We start from the raw sequence: 17,717 nt of genomic DNA on the forward strand, positions 1-17,717 counted from the left end.
GCCCTACGGGGTGTCGGCGGGCGGCCACGCGTCGCCCCACTCCGCGTCACGGGCCGCCCGGTACAGCGGTCCGTGACGCTTCGTCACCGTCTCCCGGCGCAGCGACTCGTCCGGGCCGCACAGGTCCAGCAGCACCTGCCCCTTGCGGATCTGCGGCTTGCGCACGACCCGGGAGGCCGCCGGTTCGGGCGGGAAGCGGGTGGCGGCCACGTAGCTGAACTTCTCGTCCTCGTAGGGCAGGGAGCCGCCCTTGACCTGGCGGTGCAGGGAGGAACGGGCGACCCGGGCCGAGAAGTGGCACCAGTCCTCGCCGGGCACGATGGGGCAGGCCGCGCTGTGCGGGCAGGGGGCGGCGACGTGGAACCCGGCGTCGATCAGCCGGTCGCGGGCCTCGATGACGCGGGCGTAGCCGTCCGGGGTGCCGGGCTCGATGATCACGACGGCCTGCGCGGCGGCCGCCGCGGCGGCCACGACGCTGGCGCGGTCGTCGTCGGTCAGCTCGCCCAGCACGTAGGAGACGGTGACGAGATCGGTGCTCTCGACGGTGAGCGCGGCTCCGATGCGGGAGCGCCGCCACTGGGCGGACTTCAGCTCGGGATTCGCCGCGGCGATCTCGCTGCCGAGCGCGAGCGCGGGTTCGGCCCAGTCGAGGACCGTCACCGGGCGGGTGCCCTCCCAGGTGGCGTTCACCGCCCAGGTGGCGGCGCCGGTGCCGCCGCCGACGTCCACGTGGCTGCCCGGGGCCCAGCCGGGCACCGCGTCCGCGAACTCCTCCAGCGCCGCGCGCACCGCCTCGAACGTCGCGGGCATCCGGTACGCGGCGTACGCGACGACGTCCGAACGGTCGCGGAGGATCGGCGCGTGCGTCGGGGTGGTCCCCCGGTAGTTGGCGATCAGCCGCTCCACCGCCTGCGCGGCGGCCTTCGGCGGCAGGCCGTCCAGCAGCCCGGCGAGGGCGGTGCGCAGGGTGTCGGCGGGGGGAAGGGGGGCGTTCACCCCGTGATTCTACGGTCGGCGCCATCACCCTCCGGTCGGCGCGGGCACCCTCCGGTCGGCGCCGACGGGTCTCCACCGGCCCTCCGCACCACCTCCGGGCCCACCCGGCGTGCGCGGACCGGGGGCCGACCTCAACCCGGGGCCGACCTCACCCTGTCCCCGCGGTCCGGGGACCGGTGTCCCCGGACCGCGGCCGTCACATGCAGTCGCGTACCGCGCGGGCCAGGCGGGTGGCGGCCGCCGCGCGGGGCGCGCTGTCCGCCGGCCTGCGCCGCGGGTGCACCGTGTTCGCGAGCAGTACGAGGAACGTGTCCGTCGCGGGGTCCAGGACCAGCGACGTCCCCGTGAACCCGGTGTGCCCCACCGCCCCGCGCCCCGCGAGGTCCCCCATGAACCAGGCCTGGTCGAGGGCGAAGCCGAGCGCGGGCGGGCCGAGCATCAGCTCGACGAAGTCGGGGCCGAGTATGCGGGCGGGCCCGTAGGAGCCGCCCGAGAGCAGGGCACGGCAGAACACGGCGAGGTCGCGCGCCGTGGCGAAGAGCCCCGCGTGCCCCGCCACCCCGCCGAGCGCCCACGCGTTCTCGTCGTGGACCACGCCCCGCAGCATGCCCCGGTCCACCTTGCCCCAGGGCCGCCGCTGGTCCTCGGAGGCCGCGGCGCCCGGACAGGGGCCGAAACCGGTGGCCCGCATGCCGAGCGGCCTGGTGATGCCGTCCCGGACGAGGACGTCCAGGGAACGCCCGGTGACGCGTTCCAGGACGTACTGGAGCAGCAGCAGGTTGAGGTCGGAGTAGAGGTACTCGCCCGGCGCGGACGAGGGGGCCTCGGCCCGCAGCATCGCGAGCCGCACCGTGTCGTCCGGGCAGTCGTACAGGGGCAGTTCGGGCCGCAGACCGGAGGTGTGCGTGAGCAGTTGACGCACGGTGACGCCGTGCTCGGCGGCCGCGTGGAACTCCGGCAAATACGCGCCCACCAGCGCGTCGATGCCCAGGGTGCCGCGCTCCAGCTGCTGCACCGCGGCGACCGCGGTGAACAGCTTGGTGAGCGAGGCCAGGTCGAAGGGCGTGTGCACGCTCATCGGCACCCGCGCCCCGGGTGGCAGCTCGACCCCGGTGTCGGTCTCCTCGTCGTACGCCGCGTACCGCACCGCCCACCCCGCCGCCTCCTCGACGGCGACGACCGGACCGCGTCCCGCGATGAGGACCACGCCCGCCGCCCAGGGGTCGGCTCCGCGCGTGAGCGCGCGGACCTCGCTGACGAGGTGACGCAGTTCTCCGGGGTCGAGCCCGGCCCGTTCCGGTGTGTCGATGCGCAGTCTGGGTGCGCTCAGCTGTCCGCCGCCTTTCCGTCCGGTACCCGTCCCGTCTGCCAGGGACGGCACAGTCCCACGAAGCAGGCGACGGCCACCAGTACCGCGCCCAGTTGGACGACGGCCATCGGGACGGCGGTGTGCTCGCCCGCGATGCCGACGAGGGGCGAGGCGATCGCGCCGATGAGGAAGGAGGAGGTGCCCAGCAGCGCGGAGGCGGAGCCGGCCGCGTGCCGCACCCGCATCAGGGCGAGTGCCTGGGTGTTGGGCAGGGCCAGGCCCATCGAGGACATCAGCACGAACAGGGCGGCGGCCACCGGGGCGAGGCCGACCTCGCCGAGGACGCCCGTGGACATCAGCAGCAGCGCGGTCGCCGCCAGCGCGACGAGGGCGAGGCCCGCGGCGAGCGCCTTGTCGAGCCTGACCCGGCCGACCAGGATCTTTCCGTTGATCTGGCCGACGAGGACGAGACCGACGGAGTTGAGGCCGAAGAGCAGGCTGAAGGTCTGCGGGGAGGCGCCGTAGATCTCCTGCACGACGAACGGCGACGCCGAGATGTAGGCGAACAGCGCGGCGAAGGCGAACCCGCCGGCGAGCATGTACCCGGTGAAGACGCGGTCCGCGAGCAGACCCCGCATGGCGTGCAGCGCCGCGCCGACGCCGCCGCCGTGCCGGTCCGCGGGCGGCAGGGTCTCCGGCAGCTTCGTCCAGACGACGGCGGTCAGCGCGACGCCGACCGCCGTGAGGACCACGAACACGCCCCGCCAGTCGGTGACGCGCAGGATCTGGCCGCCGATGAGCGGCGCGACGATCGGGGCGACTCCGGAGATCAGCATGAGGGTGGAGAAGAAGCGCGCCATGGCCACGCCGTCGTACAGGTCGCGGACGACGGCCCGGGCGATCACGATGCCCGCCGCGCCGGCGAGTCCCTGGGCGAGGCGGAAGGCGACGAGGAGTTCGACATCGGTGGCCAGGGCGCACAGCACGGTGGCCAGGACGTAGACGGCGAGGCCGGCGAGGAGCGGGCGTCTGCGGCCCCACCTGTCGCTCATCGGGCCTACGACGAGCTGTCCGAGCGCCATGCCGGCGAGGCAGGCGGTGAGGGTGAGCTGCACGGTCGCGGCGGGTGCGTGCAGCGCCTTCGTGACGTCCGGCAGCGACGGGAGGTACATGTCCATCGCCAGCGGGGGTGTGGCGGTGAGGCCGCCGAGGATCAGGGTGACGAGGAGTCCGGTGCGGCGCGCGGCTCCGGTGCCGGCGGGTGCGTCCGGATGCGGTCCGGCGAGCGGGTCGCCGGGTGCGCCGAGGACGGTGTCCGGGTCCGGGCGGGGGCCGGGGAGCGTGTCCGGGTGCGCGGCGGGCGCGGCGCCCGGGTGCGGGTCGGCCTCGGTGGCCGCCGCGTTCGGTATGTGTCCGTCCGGGCCTTCTTGGCCTTCCTGGTCGCGCGCGGTGCGGCCACGCTCGGGCATGCGCCCCTCCCTCTCCGAGTGATCCGCCACCTATGCTCTCAGTTCGAACGGCGTGTTCGGGTCACAAGGACAGGGCGCGGGGCGGACAAGGGGCGGGAATGACGGGCGAGCGCGACAGCGTGCGGTGGGGGATTCTGGCGACGGGCGGGATCGCCGCGTCGTTCGCGGCGGATCTGGTGGACATGCCGGACGCCGAGGTCGTGGCGGTGGCCTCGCGGACGGAGGCCTCCGCGAAGACGTTCGCGGAACGGTTCGGGATACCCAGGGCGTACGGCGACTGGGCGTCGCTCGCCGAGGACACGGACGTCGACATCGTGTACGTCGCCACTCCGCACGCGGCGCACCGGGCGGCGGCCGGGCTGTGCCTGGAGGCGGGGCGCCATGTGCTGTGCGAGAAGGCGTTCACGCTGAACGTGCGTGAGGCCGAGGAGCTGGTGGCGCTCGCGAAGGAGCACGACCGCTTCCTGATGGAGGCCATGTGGATGTACTGCAATCCGCTGGTCCGGCGGCTCAAGGCGCTCGTCGACGACGGCGTGGTCGGTGAGGTCCGCACGGTGCAGGCCGACTTCGGGATCTCCGGGCCGTTCCCGCCCTCGCACCGGCTGCGCGACCCGGCGCAGGGCGGCGGGGCGCTCCTCGATCTGGGTGTCTACCCGGTGTCGTTCGCGCAGCTGCTGCTCGGGGAGCCGTCGGACGTCGTCGCGAAGGCGGTGCTCTCCGACGAGGGGGTCGACCTCCAGACGGGGGCACTGCTCACCTGGGAGAGCGGCGCTCTCGCCTCGGTGCACTGCTCCATCAACGGCGGCACGCCCGTCTCCGCTTCCATCACCGGTTCCGAGGGCCGAATCGACCTCCCGGACGGCTTCTTCTTCCCCGAGCACTTCGTGCTGCACCGCGACGGCCGTGAGCCCGAGACGTTCTCCGCCGACCCCGCATCCGGCCCGCGCAACAGCCTCAAGCACGAGGCCGCCGAGGCGATGCGCGCGCTGCGGGCCGGTGAGACCGAGTCCCCGCTCGTCCCCCTCGACGGCAGCCTCGCCGTGATGCGGACGCTCGACGCGATACGGGACCGGATCGGCGTCCGCTACCCGGGCGAGGCCGCCTGACACGAGGCAGGGGCGGCCGGCGGCGCCGGTCGCCCTGTCCCTGTTCCTGCTTCTGCGCCTGTCCCGGCGCTACGGCCGCTGCGCCCGCCACCGTCGCTGCCGCTGTCGGGACGGACACCGGCACCTCTCACCCTTCCGCAGTGCGGACCTTCCCTTCCGTACCGCGGACTCTCCCGTACGCTGCGGCTCCATGAATGCCATGAACGCTCAGCACACGAAGATCGCGGTGGTGACCGGGGCGGGCTCCGGCATCGGCCGCGCGGTGGCCGTGGAACTGTTGCGCACCGGCTGGTCGGTGGCGCTCGCCGGGCGCCGGACGGCGACCCTGGAGGAGACGGCCGCCCTGGTGCCCGGGGCCCCGTCGACGGCCGTCCGCACGGACGTCGCACGCCCCGACGACGTCGCCGCTCTCTTCTCCGCCGTGCGCGACCGCTTCGGACGGCTCGACCTGCTCTTCAACAACGCGGGCACGTTCGGCCCGGGCGGCGTCCCGCTCGAAGAGCTGCCGTACGACGCCTGGCGGCACGTGGTGGACACCAACCTCAACGGCGCGTTCCTGTGCGCGCAGGCGGCGTACCGGCAGATGAAGGAGCAGGACCCGCAGGGCGGCCGGATCATCAACAACGGTTCCATCTCGGCGCACGCGCCCCGCCCGCGGTCGGTGGCGTACACGGCGACCAAGCACGCGCTGACCGGGCTCACCAAGTCACTGTCCCTGGACGGGCGCCCGTACCGGATCGCGTGCGGTCAGATCGACATCGGGAACGCCGCCACCGACATGACGGAGGGGATGCGGACGGGAACGCTCCAGGCCAATGGCGAACTGGCGGTCGAACCGGTGATGGACGTCGCCGACATCGCGCGCACGGTCCGGCACATGGCGGAACTCCCGCTGGAGGCGAACGTGCAGTTCGCGACGGTGCTGGCGACGACGATGCCGTACGTGGGGCGCGGCTGAGCCGTCGCGGAGGCCCTCCGCGCGGTTCACCAACGGCGCGCCAAGAACTGGTCAACGACTCAACTTGCACAAACGGAAGCTGAAGCTCCGGACCGTATAAGCCGGTCAAGGGCTTATGCTCAACATCTCCTCCACGAGAGCTTCACACTTGGAGCACCAGACTTCGGTACGACCACGGTCCATACCGAGGGGGGAGGTGGCAGCCGTTCCGCGGCCCGGAAGGGGGCGGACCTCGCGCGGGACCGCGAGGTATGCACCGGACCACGGGACGGCTGCCCCAACACGTGTGCGACCGCGAGGAGTCGGCACACGCGCGGGCAGGGGTCAGCGCCGGTGACGGGCGCTCCCCTCCTCGCCGTCCTCCCCGGTGGCCGCGCGCCGGCGCCCGCGCAGCGCGAAAGCTCCGCCCGCCAGCAGGGCGAACGCTCCCCCGGCTCCGGCGAACAGCCCCCACGACGAGCCGGCCGAGGCAGGGCCGGTATCGGCCGCCGAAGCGCCCGTCGCCGCCTTCGGCGCCTTCCGCGCGGGCGTCGCGCTCGCCCCGCCCGCACTGAGCGGCTCGACCAGCGTGCCCACCGGTCGCACCTTCGCCGCGTTCTCGAAGCCCCAGTCCAGCAGTTGGGCGGTCTCCTCGTAGACGCCGCTGCCGCCGTTCTTCGGGTGCATCACCGTGACGAGCAGGGTCCGCCCGTCGCGGGTGGCCGCGCCGGTGAAGGTGTTGCCCGCGTGGCTGGTGTAGCCGTTCTTCACCCCGATCAGACCGTCGTACGGCCGCACACCCCACGCGCCCGTGAGCAGGCGGTCGGTGTTCTGGATCTGGAAGGTCTTCTTGCCGCCGGCGGGGAAGTCGGCGGTCTTCGTCGCGCAGTAGCCGCGGAAGTCGGCGTCGGCGAGGCCGTGCCGGGCGAAGAGCGTCAGGTCGTAGGCGGAGGACAACTGGCCCTTGTGGTCGAACCCGTCGGGGCTGACCACGTGCGTGTCCAGGGCCTGCAGGTCCCTCGCCCTGGCCTGCATCTGCGCGACGGTCACGGCGATGCCGCCGTTCATGTGGCTGAGGACGTGCACCGCGTCGTTGCCCGAGCGCAGGAAGACGCCCTGCCACAACTGCTCGACGGTGTAGGTGATTCCGGGCTTGATGCCGACCAGGCTGGAGCCCGCGGGCACGTCGGCGAGGTCACCGTCGGTCGCCTTGCGGGTCTCGGTCCGCTCGAACCGCTTCAGCACGGTGTCCGCGAACAGCATCTTCAGGGTGGACGCGGGTGCCAGCCGCCGGTGCGCGTCGTACGCGGCGAGCACCTCGCCGCTCTCGTGGTCCGCGACGAGCCAGGCGCGCGCGGTGAGCCGCTCGGGCAGTGCCGAGCCGCCGAGGACCTGGACACCGGCGCGGCCGAGGCGTTCACCGCCGATCGTGGTGGCGGCGGACGCGGCCGGGGCGCCGGACGCGGCCAACGGGACGGCCGCCGCGAGGCCGAGGGCGGCGCGCCGCGACAGCACGGCGGAGCGGGCGGCGGGCACGGAGGCCGCACGCGGGGACGGCGGAGCGGGACGCGGGGAACGCCACGAGGAATCACGCATCCCGGGACCGTACAAAGCCCGTCCGTGAGACCGTACAGCGGGGTGACAAAGAAAAGGAAAGCCAATCCCAAAGGGGCGGCAAAACGCTGCCGCGTGACGGCGCGGGCCCGCCCCGTACGGCCGCCCACCGTCCCACCGGGAGTTGCGTGCCGGGCGGGCCCGCCGTTCTTCACCGGGCGCCACTCAACAGGGGTTTTCTGGCAATAAGCCCTGAACGGACGAGGAATGGGCTGTCTTACGGAATATTGATTTCGGGCTCCGCTTTCTCAGCTCTCGCACACCTCTCGCTCAGCTCCGCTCAAAGGTTCCTCCATAGCTTGTGGCCGCGCCCACAGCGGGCGCCAAGAACCTTTGAGGAACGGGATGTTTGGCATCTATCTCAAGCGTGAGCTGAGCCGGCGCAAGAAGGCGGCGCTGGTGATCGCCCTGGGTCTGGCGCTCGGTATCGCGCTGGTCATCACCGTCAACTCGGTGTCGGCCGGCATGCAGCAGGCGCAGGACAAGGTCCTGAAGTCGCTGTACGGCCTCGGCACCGACATGACCGTCACCAAGGCCAGGTCGGCGCCCTCCGGCAACGCCTCGGACCGGCCGAAGTTCGACTTCGACGCCAAGTCGGACAGCAGCAAGAAGCAGAGTTCCGACCGGGTGATGACGCAGGGCGGTCAGGCCCTGAAGTCCTCGCTCGTCGCGAAGGTCTCCGCCCAGAAGGGCGTCGCGAACGCGGTGGGCGCGCTGAGCCTGAACGTCACCAAGGTCGACGGCTCCTTCACCCAGGGCAAGGCGAAGTCGGGGACCACCCAGCAGCAGGGCGGCCCCGGCGGCGGCCAGAGCGGCGACACCGGCGCGCCCCAGGTGCAGGGCGGCGGCGCGTCCTTCGACGTGAACTCGTACTCCGTCGCGGGCGTCGACGTCACCGACCAGGACCTCGGCCCGCTGGCCACCTCGAAGATCACCACGGGTGAGACCTTCACGGCCGCGCAGACGAACGCGAAGGTCGCGGTGGTCAGCAAGTCGTACGCCAAGGAGAACAAGTACAAGGTCGGCAAGACCCTGAAGATCTCCGGCACCAAGTACACGATCATCGGGATCGCGACGCCCGACAGCAGCGACTCCACCACCGACGTGTACCTGCCGCTGAAGCAGGCGCAGACGCTGGGCGACGCGAAGAACCAGGTCACCACGATCTACGTCAAGGCGACCGACTCCCAGCAGATCGACACCGTCAAGGCGACCATCCAGAAGAACATCTCGGGCACCACGGTCACCACCTCCGCGGACCTCGCCGACACCGTCTCGGGCTCGCTGTCGACCGCCTCGAACCTGGCGACCAGCGTCGGCAAGTGGCTGTCGGTCGCCGTCCTCGTCGCCGCGTTCCTGGTGGCCGCGCTGCTCACCTCCTCCGCGGTCAGCCGCCGCGTCCGTGAGTTCGGCACCCTGAAGGCGCTCGGCTGGCCGTCCCGCAAGGTCACCCGGCAGGTCGTCGGTGAGTCCGTCGTCAACGGTCTGCTCGGCGGCGCCCTCGGTATCGCGCTCGGTCTGGGCGCGGCCTACGCGGTCACGGCGATCAGCCCGAAGCTGACGGCGGAGCTCGGCTCCACCGGCGGCATGGGCGGCGGCGGCATGGGCGGCCCCGGTGGCGGCGGCCCCGGCGGTCAGGCGGCCTCCGCGGCGAAGAACACCCTGGAGATCGCGCTGTCCGCGCCGGTCTCGGCGACCACCATCGCGCTCGCCGCGGGCCTCGCCATCGCGGGCGGCCTGGTCGCCGGCGCCATGGGCGGCTGGCGCGCCTCCCGGATGCGTCCCGCGGACGCGCTGCGCAGCGTCTCCTGACCGGCCCCCGGGCCACCACCCGTTCCGGGGCGCCGGCCTCCTGACCGGCCCTCCGGGCCCCCGAACCGGGGCGCCGCGTCCGTTCCCCCCGGGCCGCGGCGCCCCGCCCCTTCCTCTTCTGCACCTTCGGAGAACCTCATGTACAAGCTCACCGGCGTCACCAAGCGCTACACGCGGGGCAAGGACACGGTGGAGGCGCTGCGCGGCGTCGACCTCGCCATCGAGGACGGCGACCAGCTCGTCATCCAGGGCCCCACCGGCGGCGGCAAGTCCACCCTGCTCCAGATGATCGGCGGCCTGGACCGGCCCTCCGCCGGCAGTGTCGAACTGGACGGCGTCGACCTCGCCTCCATCAGCGAGGCCAAGCTGACCCGGCTGCGCGCCGAGAAGATCGGCATCATCTTCCAGGCCTTCAACCTCATCCCGACACTGACCGCGCAGGAGAACGTCGAGACGGCCCTCGTGCCGCTCGGGGTCAAGCCCGCCGAGCGGCGCGAGCGGGCCGCCGAGGCGCTCCGCTCGGTCGGCCTGGGCGAACGCCTCGCCCACGTGCCGTCCGAGATGTCCGGCGGCCAGCAGCAGCGCGTCGCCATCGCCCGTGCGCTGGTCAAGAAGCCGAAGGTGCTGCTCGCGGACGAGCCGACCGGCAACCTCGACGAGGGCACCCGCGACGACATCATGGGGCTGCTCGAAGGGCTGTGGCACGAGTACGGACTGACCTTCGTCATGGTCACCCACGACTCGTCCATCGCCCGTCGCGCGCCGCGCCTGGCGACCATCGAGGCCGGCCGGATCACCCTGACCGAGCGGGGCGGCGGCCGCGCCGCCGACCCGCGGCGGCAGGCGCCGCACGGGGACGGGCACGCGGGACAGCCCGGTCTGCCGCAGTACGCGCAGCAGCAGTACGACGGCCGGGGGTACTGATCCCCCGGCTCCCGGAACGGCCCCGGCGGCGTGGGCCGCTCACCGTCCCAGCAGCCGGTCCACCTCGGCCAGCTGCCCGGCGGTGAGCGGCCCCTTGGCGATCGCGCCCGCGTTCTCCTCGGCCTGGGCCACCGAACGGAACCCCGGGATCGGGACGGTGCGGGGGCTGCGCGCCCACAGCCAGGCCAGGGCGCCCTGCGCGAGGGTACGGCCGCCGCTGGTGAGGATCTCCCTGAGGGCGTCGACCCGGGCGAGCCATTCCGGGTCGGCGCCGCGCCGCTGCGTGAAGCCCGGCAGCCAGGCGGGCGGCGCATTGCGGATGTCGCCCGCCTCCAGTGCGCGTCCCGCCGTGTGCTTCCCGGTCAGCAGGCCCATCGCCAGCGGGCTGCGGTTGATGCTGGCGAGCCCCGACTCCTCGCAGAGCAGCAGCAGTTCGGGCGCGTCCTGGAGGACGTTGAGCCGGTGCTGCACGGCCGCGCAGTGCTCGCCCTCGGCGAAGACCGCCGCGCGCCCGGGGTCGTCCGTGCTCCACGCGTAGCCGCGGATCAGCCCTTCCCGTACGAACTCCTCGCAGACGTCACGGAGTTCGGCGCCGCGCTCCGGGTCGGCGTCGGACAGGTGCAGCTGAAAGAGGTCGATGTGGTCGGTGTCGAGGCGGCGCAGTGAGGCGGTCAGCGCGCGGCGGGCGTAGGCCGGCGAGTCGTCGCTGCCGGTCAGCAGCCGGCGCTCCTCGTCGACGACGTTGCCCCACTTGGTGGCGACGACCACGTCGGCCCGTCGCTTGCCCAGGGCCCGGGCGAGCACACGCTCGCTGTGGCCCGCGCCGTACGCGTCGGCCGTGTCGAAGAACGTCACTCCGAGGTCGAGGGCGCGCCGCACCGCCCGTACGGACTCCTCGTCGTCGACCTTGCCCCAGCCCAGGGGCTGCCCGTCGGGTGTCGCCCACTCGCCGCCGATGGCCCAGCAGCCGAACCCGAGGGCGCTGACCTCGATCCCGGCGCGGCCCAGTGTCCGGGTCTGCGTGCTCTGCTTCTCGATGCGCTCCATGCCCCGGGACGCTAGGAGTTGGAGCGCAGGCGAAGGCAAGTGCCCGGAGGAGACAGGCCGTTACGCCTGGCCGGTCTCGAAGCGGGAGATCTTGCCGTCGTCGACGGTGAAGCTCCACTTCGTCTTCATCTCGCCCCAGGTGTCGTTGCTGTAGCGGGCGATGAGGGAGTGACCGCCGTTGGACTCGTTGTCGACGTCCATGTGGCCGTGGGTGGAGAAGATCTCCCGGTCGGTCCAGTCGTCGAGGTCCCGGTCGGAGCCGTCGTCGGACATCGTGGCGCCGGGCGCCAGGACTGCCTTGAAGGCCTCACGGTCGTGGGCGTTCACGGCGGTGACGAAGGCCCGGACGGCCGGGTCGCTGAGTTTCGCTACCTGAATCGTCATGCCAGACAGAGTCACACCGGTCCCGCCGGGCCGCCACCCGAACGGCGGCCCGGGCACGCCGCGGGCCCGGGTTCGGTGCGACGGTGGGGACACGGGAGGGACCGTTGCCACTGCCGTCTGCTCTGGGAGTCACCGTGACCTGTACCGGCACCTGCGTCGACCGAACCGATCTCGGACTGCTGCTGCTCCGTCTGGGGACCGGTGGGGTGCTCGCCGCGCACGGCACGCAGAAGCTGCTCGGCTGGTTCGGCGGGGGCGGTCTCGAGGGAACCGGCGCCGCCATGGAGGCCATGGGCTATGCGCCCGGAAAGGCGAGCGCGACCGCGGCGGGACTGGCGGAGGCGGGCGGCGGCACGCTGCTGATGCTGGGCCTGGCGACGCCCGCGGCCGGTGCCGCCGCGGCCGGCGCGATGGCGGGCGCGGCGGCGGTCCACATGCCGAACGGGTTCTTCGCGAACAGCGGCGGCTACGAGTACGCGGCCTCGCTCGGGCTCACCGCGGCGGGGCTCGCGGTGACGGGCCCCGGCCGGCTGTCCCTGGACCATCTGCTGCGCCACACGGTCAACCGCGGCTGGATGGTGCCGTTGGCGCTCGGGGCGACGGCTGCCGTGACCGCCGTGGTGGTGGGCGCACGGAACAAGCGGGTGCGCCGGGCCGCGGAGGGCGAGCAGGAGACGCTGTTCGACGAGTAGCCGCGGGCCGTGCGCCCGCACGGTACGGCGGCGGGCCTCACGGGGGCGCCACCCCCTCCCCGGGCCGGCTGCGGGAAGCTGATCCCATGACTGACGAAGACGTCTGGGGCACGATCGACGGCCTGTACGCCTGGCTCGACGCGAACAGGGCGGTCGACGGCACCGACGGCCTGCTCCTGCGCATCCTGAAACTGTCGGAGGAGGTCGGCGAGGTCGCCCAGGCGGTGATCGGCGCGACGGGCCAGAACCCGCGCAAGGGGACCACCCACGACTGGGACGACGTCCAGTCGGAGCTGTGCGACGTCGTCATCACGGCGCTGGTGGCGCTGCGCACGCTGACGCCGGACACGCGCGGGGTCTTCGCCGCCCATCTGGCGAGGGTGGCGCACCGGTCGCTCGGCGGGGGCACGGCTCCCGCGACCTGACGCCGTCCGGATCTGTTCACCGGTCAGACGTGCGCGCGCAGCGTGGAGTTGGCGGGCGCGGCTCAGCCTTCTCGTCGACATCTCGTCGACGAAAGGGTCCCAGTGCAGGACTACCTTCTCCCCTCAGGCCGCCGGGCGGTCGCCGTGCTGGGCGGAGTGCTCACGCTCGCCGCCATGAGCATGGGAAGCCAGGCGCAGGCGGCGAGTTACGGCACCCCGAGCCTCACGCTCTCGGCGTCGTACCTGTCCGGCGCGGTGGGTGCCAGTGGGGACCCGGTCGTGAACGTGACGGTCGCTCAGAGCGGTGCCGACGCGGGCGCGCTCACCGTCACGGTGACCAGGAGCAGCAAGACCTCCGTGGCGACGGCGACGGACGCCTCCGTCACCGGAACCGGCGCCACCCGGCAGGTCGCCGTCGCCGCGCGCGGCCGCGGCTACGCCGACCTGACCGTGCAGGTCACCGGGGTCGACGGGCAGACGGCCACGAAGACCCTGCACTACGCGGCGTCCGCCGCCGTCCAGCGGTCCGCGGACAGCCGCTACCTGACCGGTTCGAGTGACGCGTCGGCCGCAGTCGACGTGGGTGGCGGCTACGCGGTCGTCGCGGACGACGAGTCCAACACCCTGCGCCTGTACGACCGTTCGACATCCGGGGCGCCCGTCAGGACCTGGGACTTCAGCTCCAGGATCGGTGTCTCCAAGGAGATCGACATCGAGGGCGCCGCGCGCGTCGGCGACACCATCTACTGGACGGGTTCGCTGGGCAACAACAAGGACGGCGAGTACAAGTCGGCCCGCAACACGGTCTTCACGACCAAGGTGACCGGGTCCGGGGCGTCCACCACGCTGGCCTACGGCAACTCGTACGCGAAGCTCCGTGACAACCTCGTCGCCTGGGACAAGGCGAACGGCAACCGCTACGGCTTCGCGGCCGGCACCGCCGCCGGGCAGATCCCCAAGCAGATCGACGGCTTCAACGTGGAGGGCCTGGAGTTCGCGCCGGGCTCCACGACGACCGCGTACCTCGGCTTCCGCGCTCCCCTCGCCCCCGCGGTCCCCGGCGGCAAGGCGCTCCTCGTGCCGGTCACGAACTTCGACAAGATGGTGGCCAGCGGCGCCTCGGCGGTCTTCGGCACGCCGATCGAGCTGGACCTCGGCGGCCTCTCGGTCCGGGACATCCGCAAGAACGCGGCGAACCAGTACCTGATCGTCGCCGGTTCCTGGGCCGCCGACGACAACTCCGACCCGTACGCCCTCTACTCCTGGGACGGCGACCCCGCCCACGCCCCGGTCAAGCGCCTCGACCTGCCGACCTCGGACCCGGGCGGCTGGGAGTCGGTCGTCGACGTCCCCGACCTGAGCGTGCCCGGCGCCCGCGCCCAGCTGATCACCGACGACGGCTCCGCCGACCTGTACGGCGACGGCGTCGAGGCCAAGGACCTCACGCACCCCGAGTGGAAGAAGTCGCGGGCCACCTGGTTCACGGTCACCGGCTGACGCGACACGAGCGCACCGGCACCGGAGTGGTCTCCGGTGCCGGTGCGCTCGTGGTGGTGCGGTGCTGTGGTGCTGCGGTCAGCCGATCTCGACGAGGAGGTCGCCGCCCTCCACCTGCTGCACCTTGTTGATGGCGAGCCGGGACACCGTGCCGGACCGCCCGGCGGTGATCGCCGCCTCCATCTTCATGGCCTCGATCGTGGCCACCGTGGCACCGGCCTCCACCTGGTCGCCCTCGGCGACCACCAGCGTCACCACTCCGGCGAACGGGGCGGCGACATGGCCGGAGTTGCCGCGGTCGGCCTTCTCGGTCACCGGGATGTCGGAGGCGGCGGCGGTGTCGCGGACCTGGATGGGCCGCAGCTGGCCGTTGAGCGTCGACATCACCGTGCGCATGCCGCGTTCGTCGGCGTCGCCCACCGCTTCCAGCGCGATGAGCAGCCGCACACCGGGCTCCAGGTCGACGGCGTACTCCGTGCCGGGGCGCAGACCGTAGAAGAAGTCCTTGCTCTCCAGCACACCGGTGTCGCCGTAGTTCTGCCGGTGCGTCTCGAAGTCCCGTGTCGGGCCGGGGAACAGCAGCCGGTTGAGTGTCGCGCGGCGGTCCTTGTCCAGCGCCGTCCGGTCCTCGGCGCTCAGCTCCTGCACGGGCTTGGGGTCGGCCCGGCCCTGGAGGGCCTTGCTGCGGAACGGCTCCGGCCATCCCCCGGGCGGGCTGCCGAGCTCGCCGCGCAGGAAGCCGATGACGGAGTCGGGGATGTCGAACCGGTCCGGCGTCTCCTCGAACCGGTCCGGCGACACCCCGGCGCCCACCAGGTGCAGCGCCAGGTCGCCGACCACCTTCGACGACGGGGTGACCTTCACCAGCCGGCCGAGGATGCGGTCGGCGGCGGCGTACATCTTCTCGATGTCCTCGAAGCGGTCGCCGAGGCCCAGGGCGACGGCCTGGGTCCGCAGGTTGGACAGCTGGCCGCCGGGGATCTCGTGGTGGTAGACGCGCCCGGTCGGCGAGGCGAGGCCGGCCTCGAACGGGGCGTAGACCCGGCGCACGCTCTCCCAGTACGGCTCCAGGTCCCCGACCGCCTGGAGGTCGAGTCCGGTCGGCCGCGCGGAGTGGTCGGTGGCGGCGACGATCGCCGACAGCGACGGCTGCGAGGTGGTGCCCGCCATCGACGCCACCGCGCCGTCCACCGCGTCCGCCCCGGCCTGGATCGCGGCGAGGTAGGTCGCGAGCTGGCCGCCCGCGGTGTCGTGCGTGTGGACGTGCACCGGCAGGTCGAACTCGCGGCGCAGCGCCGAGACGAGCGTCGCCGCGGCCGGGGCGCGGAGCAGGCCCGCCATGTCCTTGACGGCCAGGACGTGCGCGCCGGCCGCGACGATCTGCTCGGCGAGACGGAGGTAGTAGTCGAGGGTGTAGAGCTTCTCGGAGGGGTCGGACAGGTCCGAGGTGTAGCAGAGGGCGACCTCGGCGACGGCCGTCCCGGTCTCGCGCACGGCGTCGATGGCGGGCCGCATCTGACCGACGTCGTTCAGGGCGTCGAAGATCCGGAAGATGTCGATGCCGGTGGCCGCGGCCTCCTGGACGAACGCGTCCGTCACCTCGGTGGGGTACGGCGTGTACCCGACCGTGTTGCGTCCGCGCAGCAGCATCTGGAGACAGATGTTGGGGACTTCCTCGCGGATGGCGGCAAGCCGCTCCCACGGGTCCTCGGCGAGGAAGCGCAGGGCGACGTCGTAGGTGGCGCCGCCCCAGCACTCGAGCGACAGCAGCTGCGGCAGGGTGCGTGCCACCACCGGGGCGACGGCGAGCATGTCCTTGGTCCGTACGCGGGTGGCGAGCAGCGACTGGTGCGCGTCGCGGAACGTGGTGTCCGTGACGCCGATGGCCGGCGACTCGCGCAGCCACCGCGCGAACCCCTCGGGCCCCAGTTCGGTCAGGCGTTGCCGGGAACCGGCGGGCGGCTCGCCGGCGGGCAGCGGGGGCAGTTTGGTGACCGGGTCGATCAGTTGGGGCCGCTCGCCGTGCGGCTTGTTCACGGTGACGTCGGCGAGGTAGGTGAGCAGCTTGGTGCCGCGGTCGGCGGAGTGGCGTGCGGTGAGCAGCTGCGGGCGCTGCTCGATGAACGACGTCGTCACCCGCCCTTCCCGGAAGTCCGGGTCGTCCAGCACCGCCTGGAGGAAGGGGATGTTGGTGGCGACGCCACGGATGCGGAACTCGGCGACCGCGCGCCGGGCACGGCCGATCGCGGCCTTGAAGTCCCGGCCGCGGCAGGTGAGTTTGACGAGCATCGAGTCGAAGTGCGCGCTGATCTCGGTACCCGCGTGGGTGGTGCCGCCGTCCAGGCGGATGCCCGAGCCGCCGGGCGAGCGGTAGGCGCTGATGCGTCCGGTGTCGGGGCGGAAGCCGTTGGCCGGGTCCTCGGTGGTGATCCGGCACTGGAGCGCGGCACCGCGCAGGGTGATGCTCTCCTGCGACAACCCGAGGTCGTCCAGGCTCTCGCCGGCCGCGATGCGCATCTGGGCCTGGACCAGGTCGACATCGGTGACCTCCTCGGTCACCGTGTGCTCGACCTGGATGCGCGGGTTCATCTCGATGAAGACGTGGTTGCCGTCGCGGTCGAGCAGGAATTCGACGGTGCCGGCGTTGCGGTAGCCGATCTCGCGGGCGAACCGCACCGCGTCGGCGCAGATCCGGTCCCGCAGTCCGGGGTCGAGGTTCGGCGCGGGCGCGATCTCGATGACCTTCTGGTGGCGGCGCTGGAGCGAACAGTCGCGCTCGTAGAGGTGGATGACGCCGCCCTGCCCGTCGGCGAGGATCTGCACCTCGATGTGGCGGGGTTCGACGACGGCCTTCTCCAGGAAGACCGTCGGGTCGCCGAACGCGGACGCCGCCTCGCGGGCCGCCGCCTCGATGGCGTCGCGCAGCGACGCGGGGTCCTCGACGCGGCGCATGCCGCGCCCGCCGCCGCCCGCGACCGCCTTGACGAACACGGGGAAGCCGACCTCGTCCGCGGCGCGGACCAGTTCGTCCACGTCGGTGGAGGGCGCCGAGGAGCCCAGCACCGGAACGCCGGCCGCACGGGCGGCGGCCACGGCGCGGGCCTTGTTGCCGGTGAGTTCCAGGGTGTCGGCGCTGGGGCCGACGAACGTGATGCCCGCTTCCTCGCACGCGCGGGCCAGGTCGGGGTTCTCGGACAGGAACCCGTATCCCGGGTAGACCGCGTCCGCGCCCGCCCGGCGCGCGGCCCGGACGATCTCCTCGACGGAGAGGTAGGCGCGCACGGGGTGCCCTGGTTCACCGATCTCGTACGCTTCGTCGGCCTTGAGCCGGTGCAACGAGTTGCGGTCCTCGTGCGGGAAGACGGCGACGGTTCTCGCGCCCAGCTCGAAGCCGGCCCGGAACGCGCGAATCGCGATCTCACCGCGGTTGGCGACCAGCACCTTGCGGAACATCCTTGGATCCCTTCAGCCTGCCGGTGACGCCCCCCATCGTGTCGACGTGGGC

Annotated in this window: 14 protein-coding genes; 7 read left to right on the top strand and 7 right to left on the bottom strand. The window is 72.7% G+C overall.

Annotated elements, in window-relative coordinates; genetic code table 11:
* Window positions 1-3: 3 nt before the first annotated feature.
* From ACSYGO_RS15960 to ACSYGO_RS15970, 3 genes are all read right to left on the bottom strand, one after another.
* Window positions 4-996, bottom strand: a complete 993-nt coding sequence (locus ACSYGO_RS15960) for a small ribosomal subunit Rsm22 family protein (protein WP_426675717.1) — start codon at window positions 994-996, stop codon at window positions 4-6.
* 196 nt (window positions 997-1,192) lie between these two features.
* Window positions 1,193-2,377: a serine hydrolase domain-containing protein gene (locus tag ACSYGO_RS15965; protein WP_432185802.1), complete on the bottom strand. Its 1,185-nt coding sequence runs from the start codon at window positions 2,375-2,377 to the stop codon at window positions 1,193-1,195.
* A complete protein-coding gene (locus ACSYGO_RS15970; protein ID WP_460386905.1) occupies window positions 2,323-3,774 on the bottom strand; it encodes a multidrug effflux MFS transporter in 1,452 nt (483 codons plus the stop codon). The genes ACSYGO_RS15965 and ACSYGO_RS15970 overlap by 55 nt, the downstream gene beginning before the upstream one ends.
* A gap of 98 nt (window positions 3,775-3,872) precedes the next feature.
* On the opposite strand from ACSYGO_RS15970, the gene ACSYGO_RS15975 reads away from it, so the two are divergent.
* Window positions 3,873-4,880 (top strand): Gfo/Idh/MocA family protein, encoded by a 1,008-nt coding sequence (locus ACSYGO_RS15975; protein ID WP_460386906.1) that lies wholly within the window; start codon window positions 3,873-3,875, stop codon window positions 4,878-4,880.
* 199 nt (window positions 4,881-5,079) lie between these two features.
* Window positions 5,080-5,838 carry an SDR family oxidoreductase gene (locus ACSYGO_RS15980; RefSeq protein WP_435220235.1) on the top strand — a complete coding sequence of 253 codons (759 nt, stop codon included), beginning with the start codon at window positions 5,080-5,082 and terminating at the stop codon, window positions 5,836-5,838.
* A gap of 324 nt (window positions 5,839-6,162) precedes the next feature.
* On the opposite strand, the gene ACSYGO_RS15985 is transcribed toward ACSYGO_RS15980, so the two are convergent.
* Entirely contained in the window at window positions 6,163-7,413 is a 1,251-nt protein-coding gene (locus tag ACSYGO_RS15985) for a D-alanyl-D-alanine carboxypeptidase family protein (protein WP_460386907.1), read from the bottom strand.
* 363 nt (window positions 7,414-7,776) lie between these two features.
* On the opposite strand from ACSYGO_RS15985, the gene ACSYGO_RS15990 reads away from it, so the two are divergent.
* Both ACSYGO_RS15990 and ACSYGO_RS15995 read left to right on the top strand, forming a co-directional pair.
* Entirely contained in the window at window positions 7,777-9,243 is a 1,467-nt protein-coding gene (locus tag ACSYGO_RS15990; protein ID WP_426675711.1) for an ABC transporter permease, read from the top strand.
* Between the two features lie 138 nt (window positions 9,244-9,381).
* The gene (locus ACSYGO_RS15995; RefSeq protein WP_426675710.1) at window positions 9,382-10,167 is read left to right on the top strand and encodes an ABC transporter ATP-binding protein; all 786 of its coding nucleotides are present in this window, start codon (window positions 9,382-9,384) and stop codon (window positions 10,165-10,167) included.
* Between the two features lie 39 nt (window positions 10,168-10,206).
* Here ACSYGO_RS15995 and ACSYGO_RS16000 read toward each other — a convergent pair whose 3' ends face one another.
* Both ACSYGO_RS16000 and ACSYGO_RS16005 read right to left on the bottom strand, forming a co-directional pair.
* On the bottom strand, window positions 10,207-11,214 hold the full coding sequence (locus ACSYGO_RS16000) for an aldo/keto reductase (RefSeq protein WP_432175191.1): 1,008 nt from the start codon (window positions 11,212-11,214) through the stop codon (window positions 10,207-10,209).
* 60 nt (window positions 11,215-11,274) lie between these two features.
* Complete coding sequence (locus tag ACSYGO_RS16005; RefSeq protein WP_426675708.1) at window positions 11,275-11,598, bottom strand: nuclear transport factor 2 family protein; 324 nt, start codon at window positions 11,596-11,598, stop codon at window positions 11,275-11,277.
* A gap of 134 nt (window positions 11,599-11,732) precedes the next feature.
* Here ACSYGO_RS16005 and ACSYGO_RS16010 point away from each other — a divergent pair, with 134 nt between their 5' ends.
* The 3 genes from ACSYGO_RS16010 to ACSYGO_RS16020 all read left to right on the top strand — a co-directional run bounded on the left by ACSYGO_RS16010 (window position 11,733) and on the right by ACSYGO_RS16020 (window position 14,212).
* The gene (locus ACSYGO_RS16010) at window positions 11,733-12,290 is read left to right on the top strand and encodes a DoxX family protein (protein ID WP_426675707.1); all 558 of its coding nucleotides are present in this window, start codon (window positions 11,733-11,735) and stop codon (window positions 12,288-12,290) included.
* Window positions 12,291-12,376: 86 nt separating this feature from the next.
* A complete protein-coding gene (locus ACSYGO_RS16015) occupies window positions 12,377-12,715 on the top strand; it encodes a MazG-like family protein (protein WP_435220239.1) in 339 nt (112 codons plus the stop codon).
* A gap of 174 nt (window positions 12,716-12,889) precedes the next feature.
* On the top strand, window positions 12,890-14,212 hold the full coding sequence (locus ACSYGO_RS16020; RefSeq protein ID WP_426675705.1) for a hypothetical protein: 1,323 nt from the start codon (window positions 12,890-12,892) through the stop codon (window positions 14,210-14,212).
* A 78-nt stretch (window positions 14,213-14,290) separates the two neighbouring features.
* Here ACSYGO_RS16020 and ACSYGO_RS16025 read toward each other — a convergent pair whose 3' ends face one another.
* Complete coding sequence (locus ACSYGO_RS16025) at window positions 14,291-17,665, bottom strand: pyruvate carboxylase (RefSeq protein WP_426675704.1); 3,375 nt, start codon at window positions 17,663-17,665, stop codon at window positions 14,291-14,293.
* Between the last annotated feature and the right edge of the window lie 52 nt (window positions 17,666-17,717).

The sequence above is a fragment of the Streptomyces krungchingensis genome, assembly GCF_054729265.1.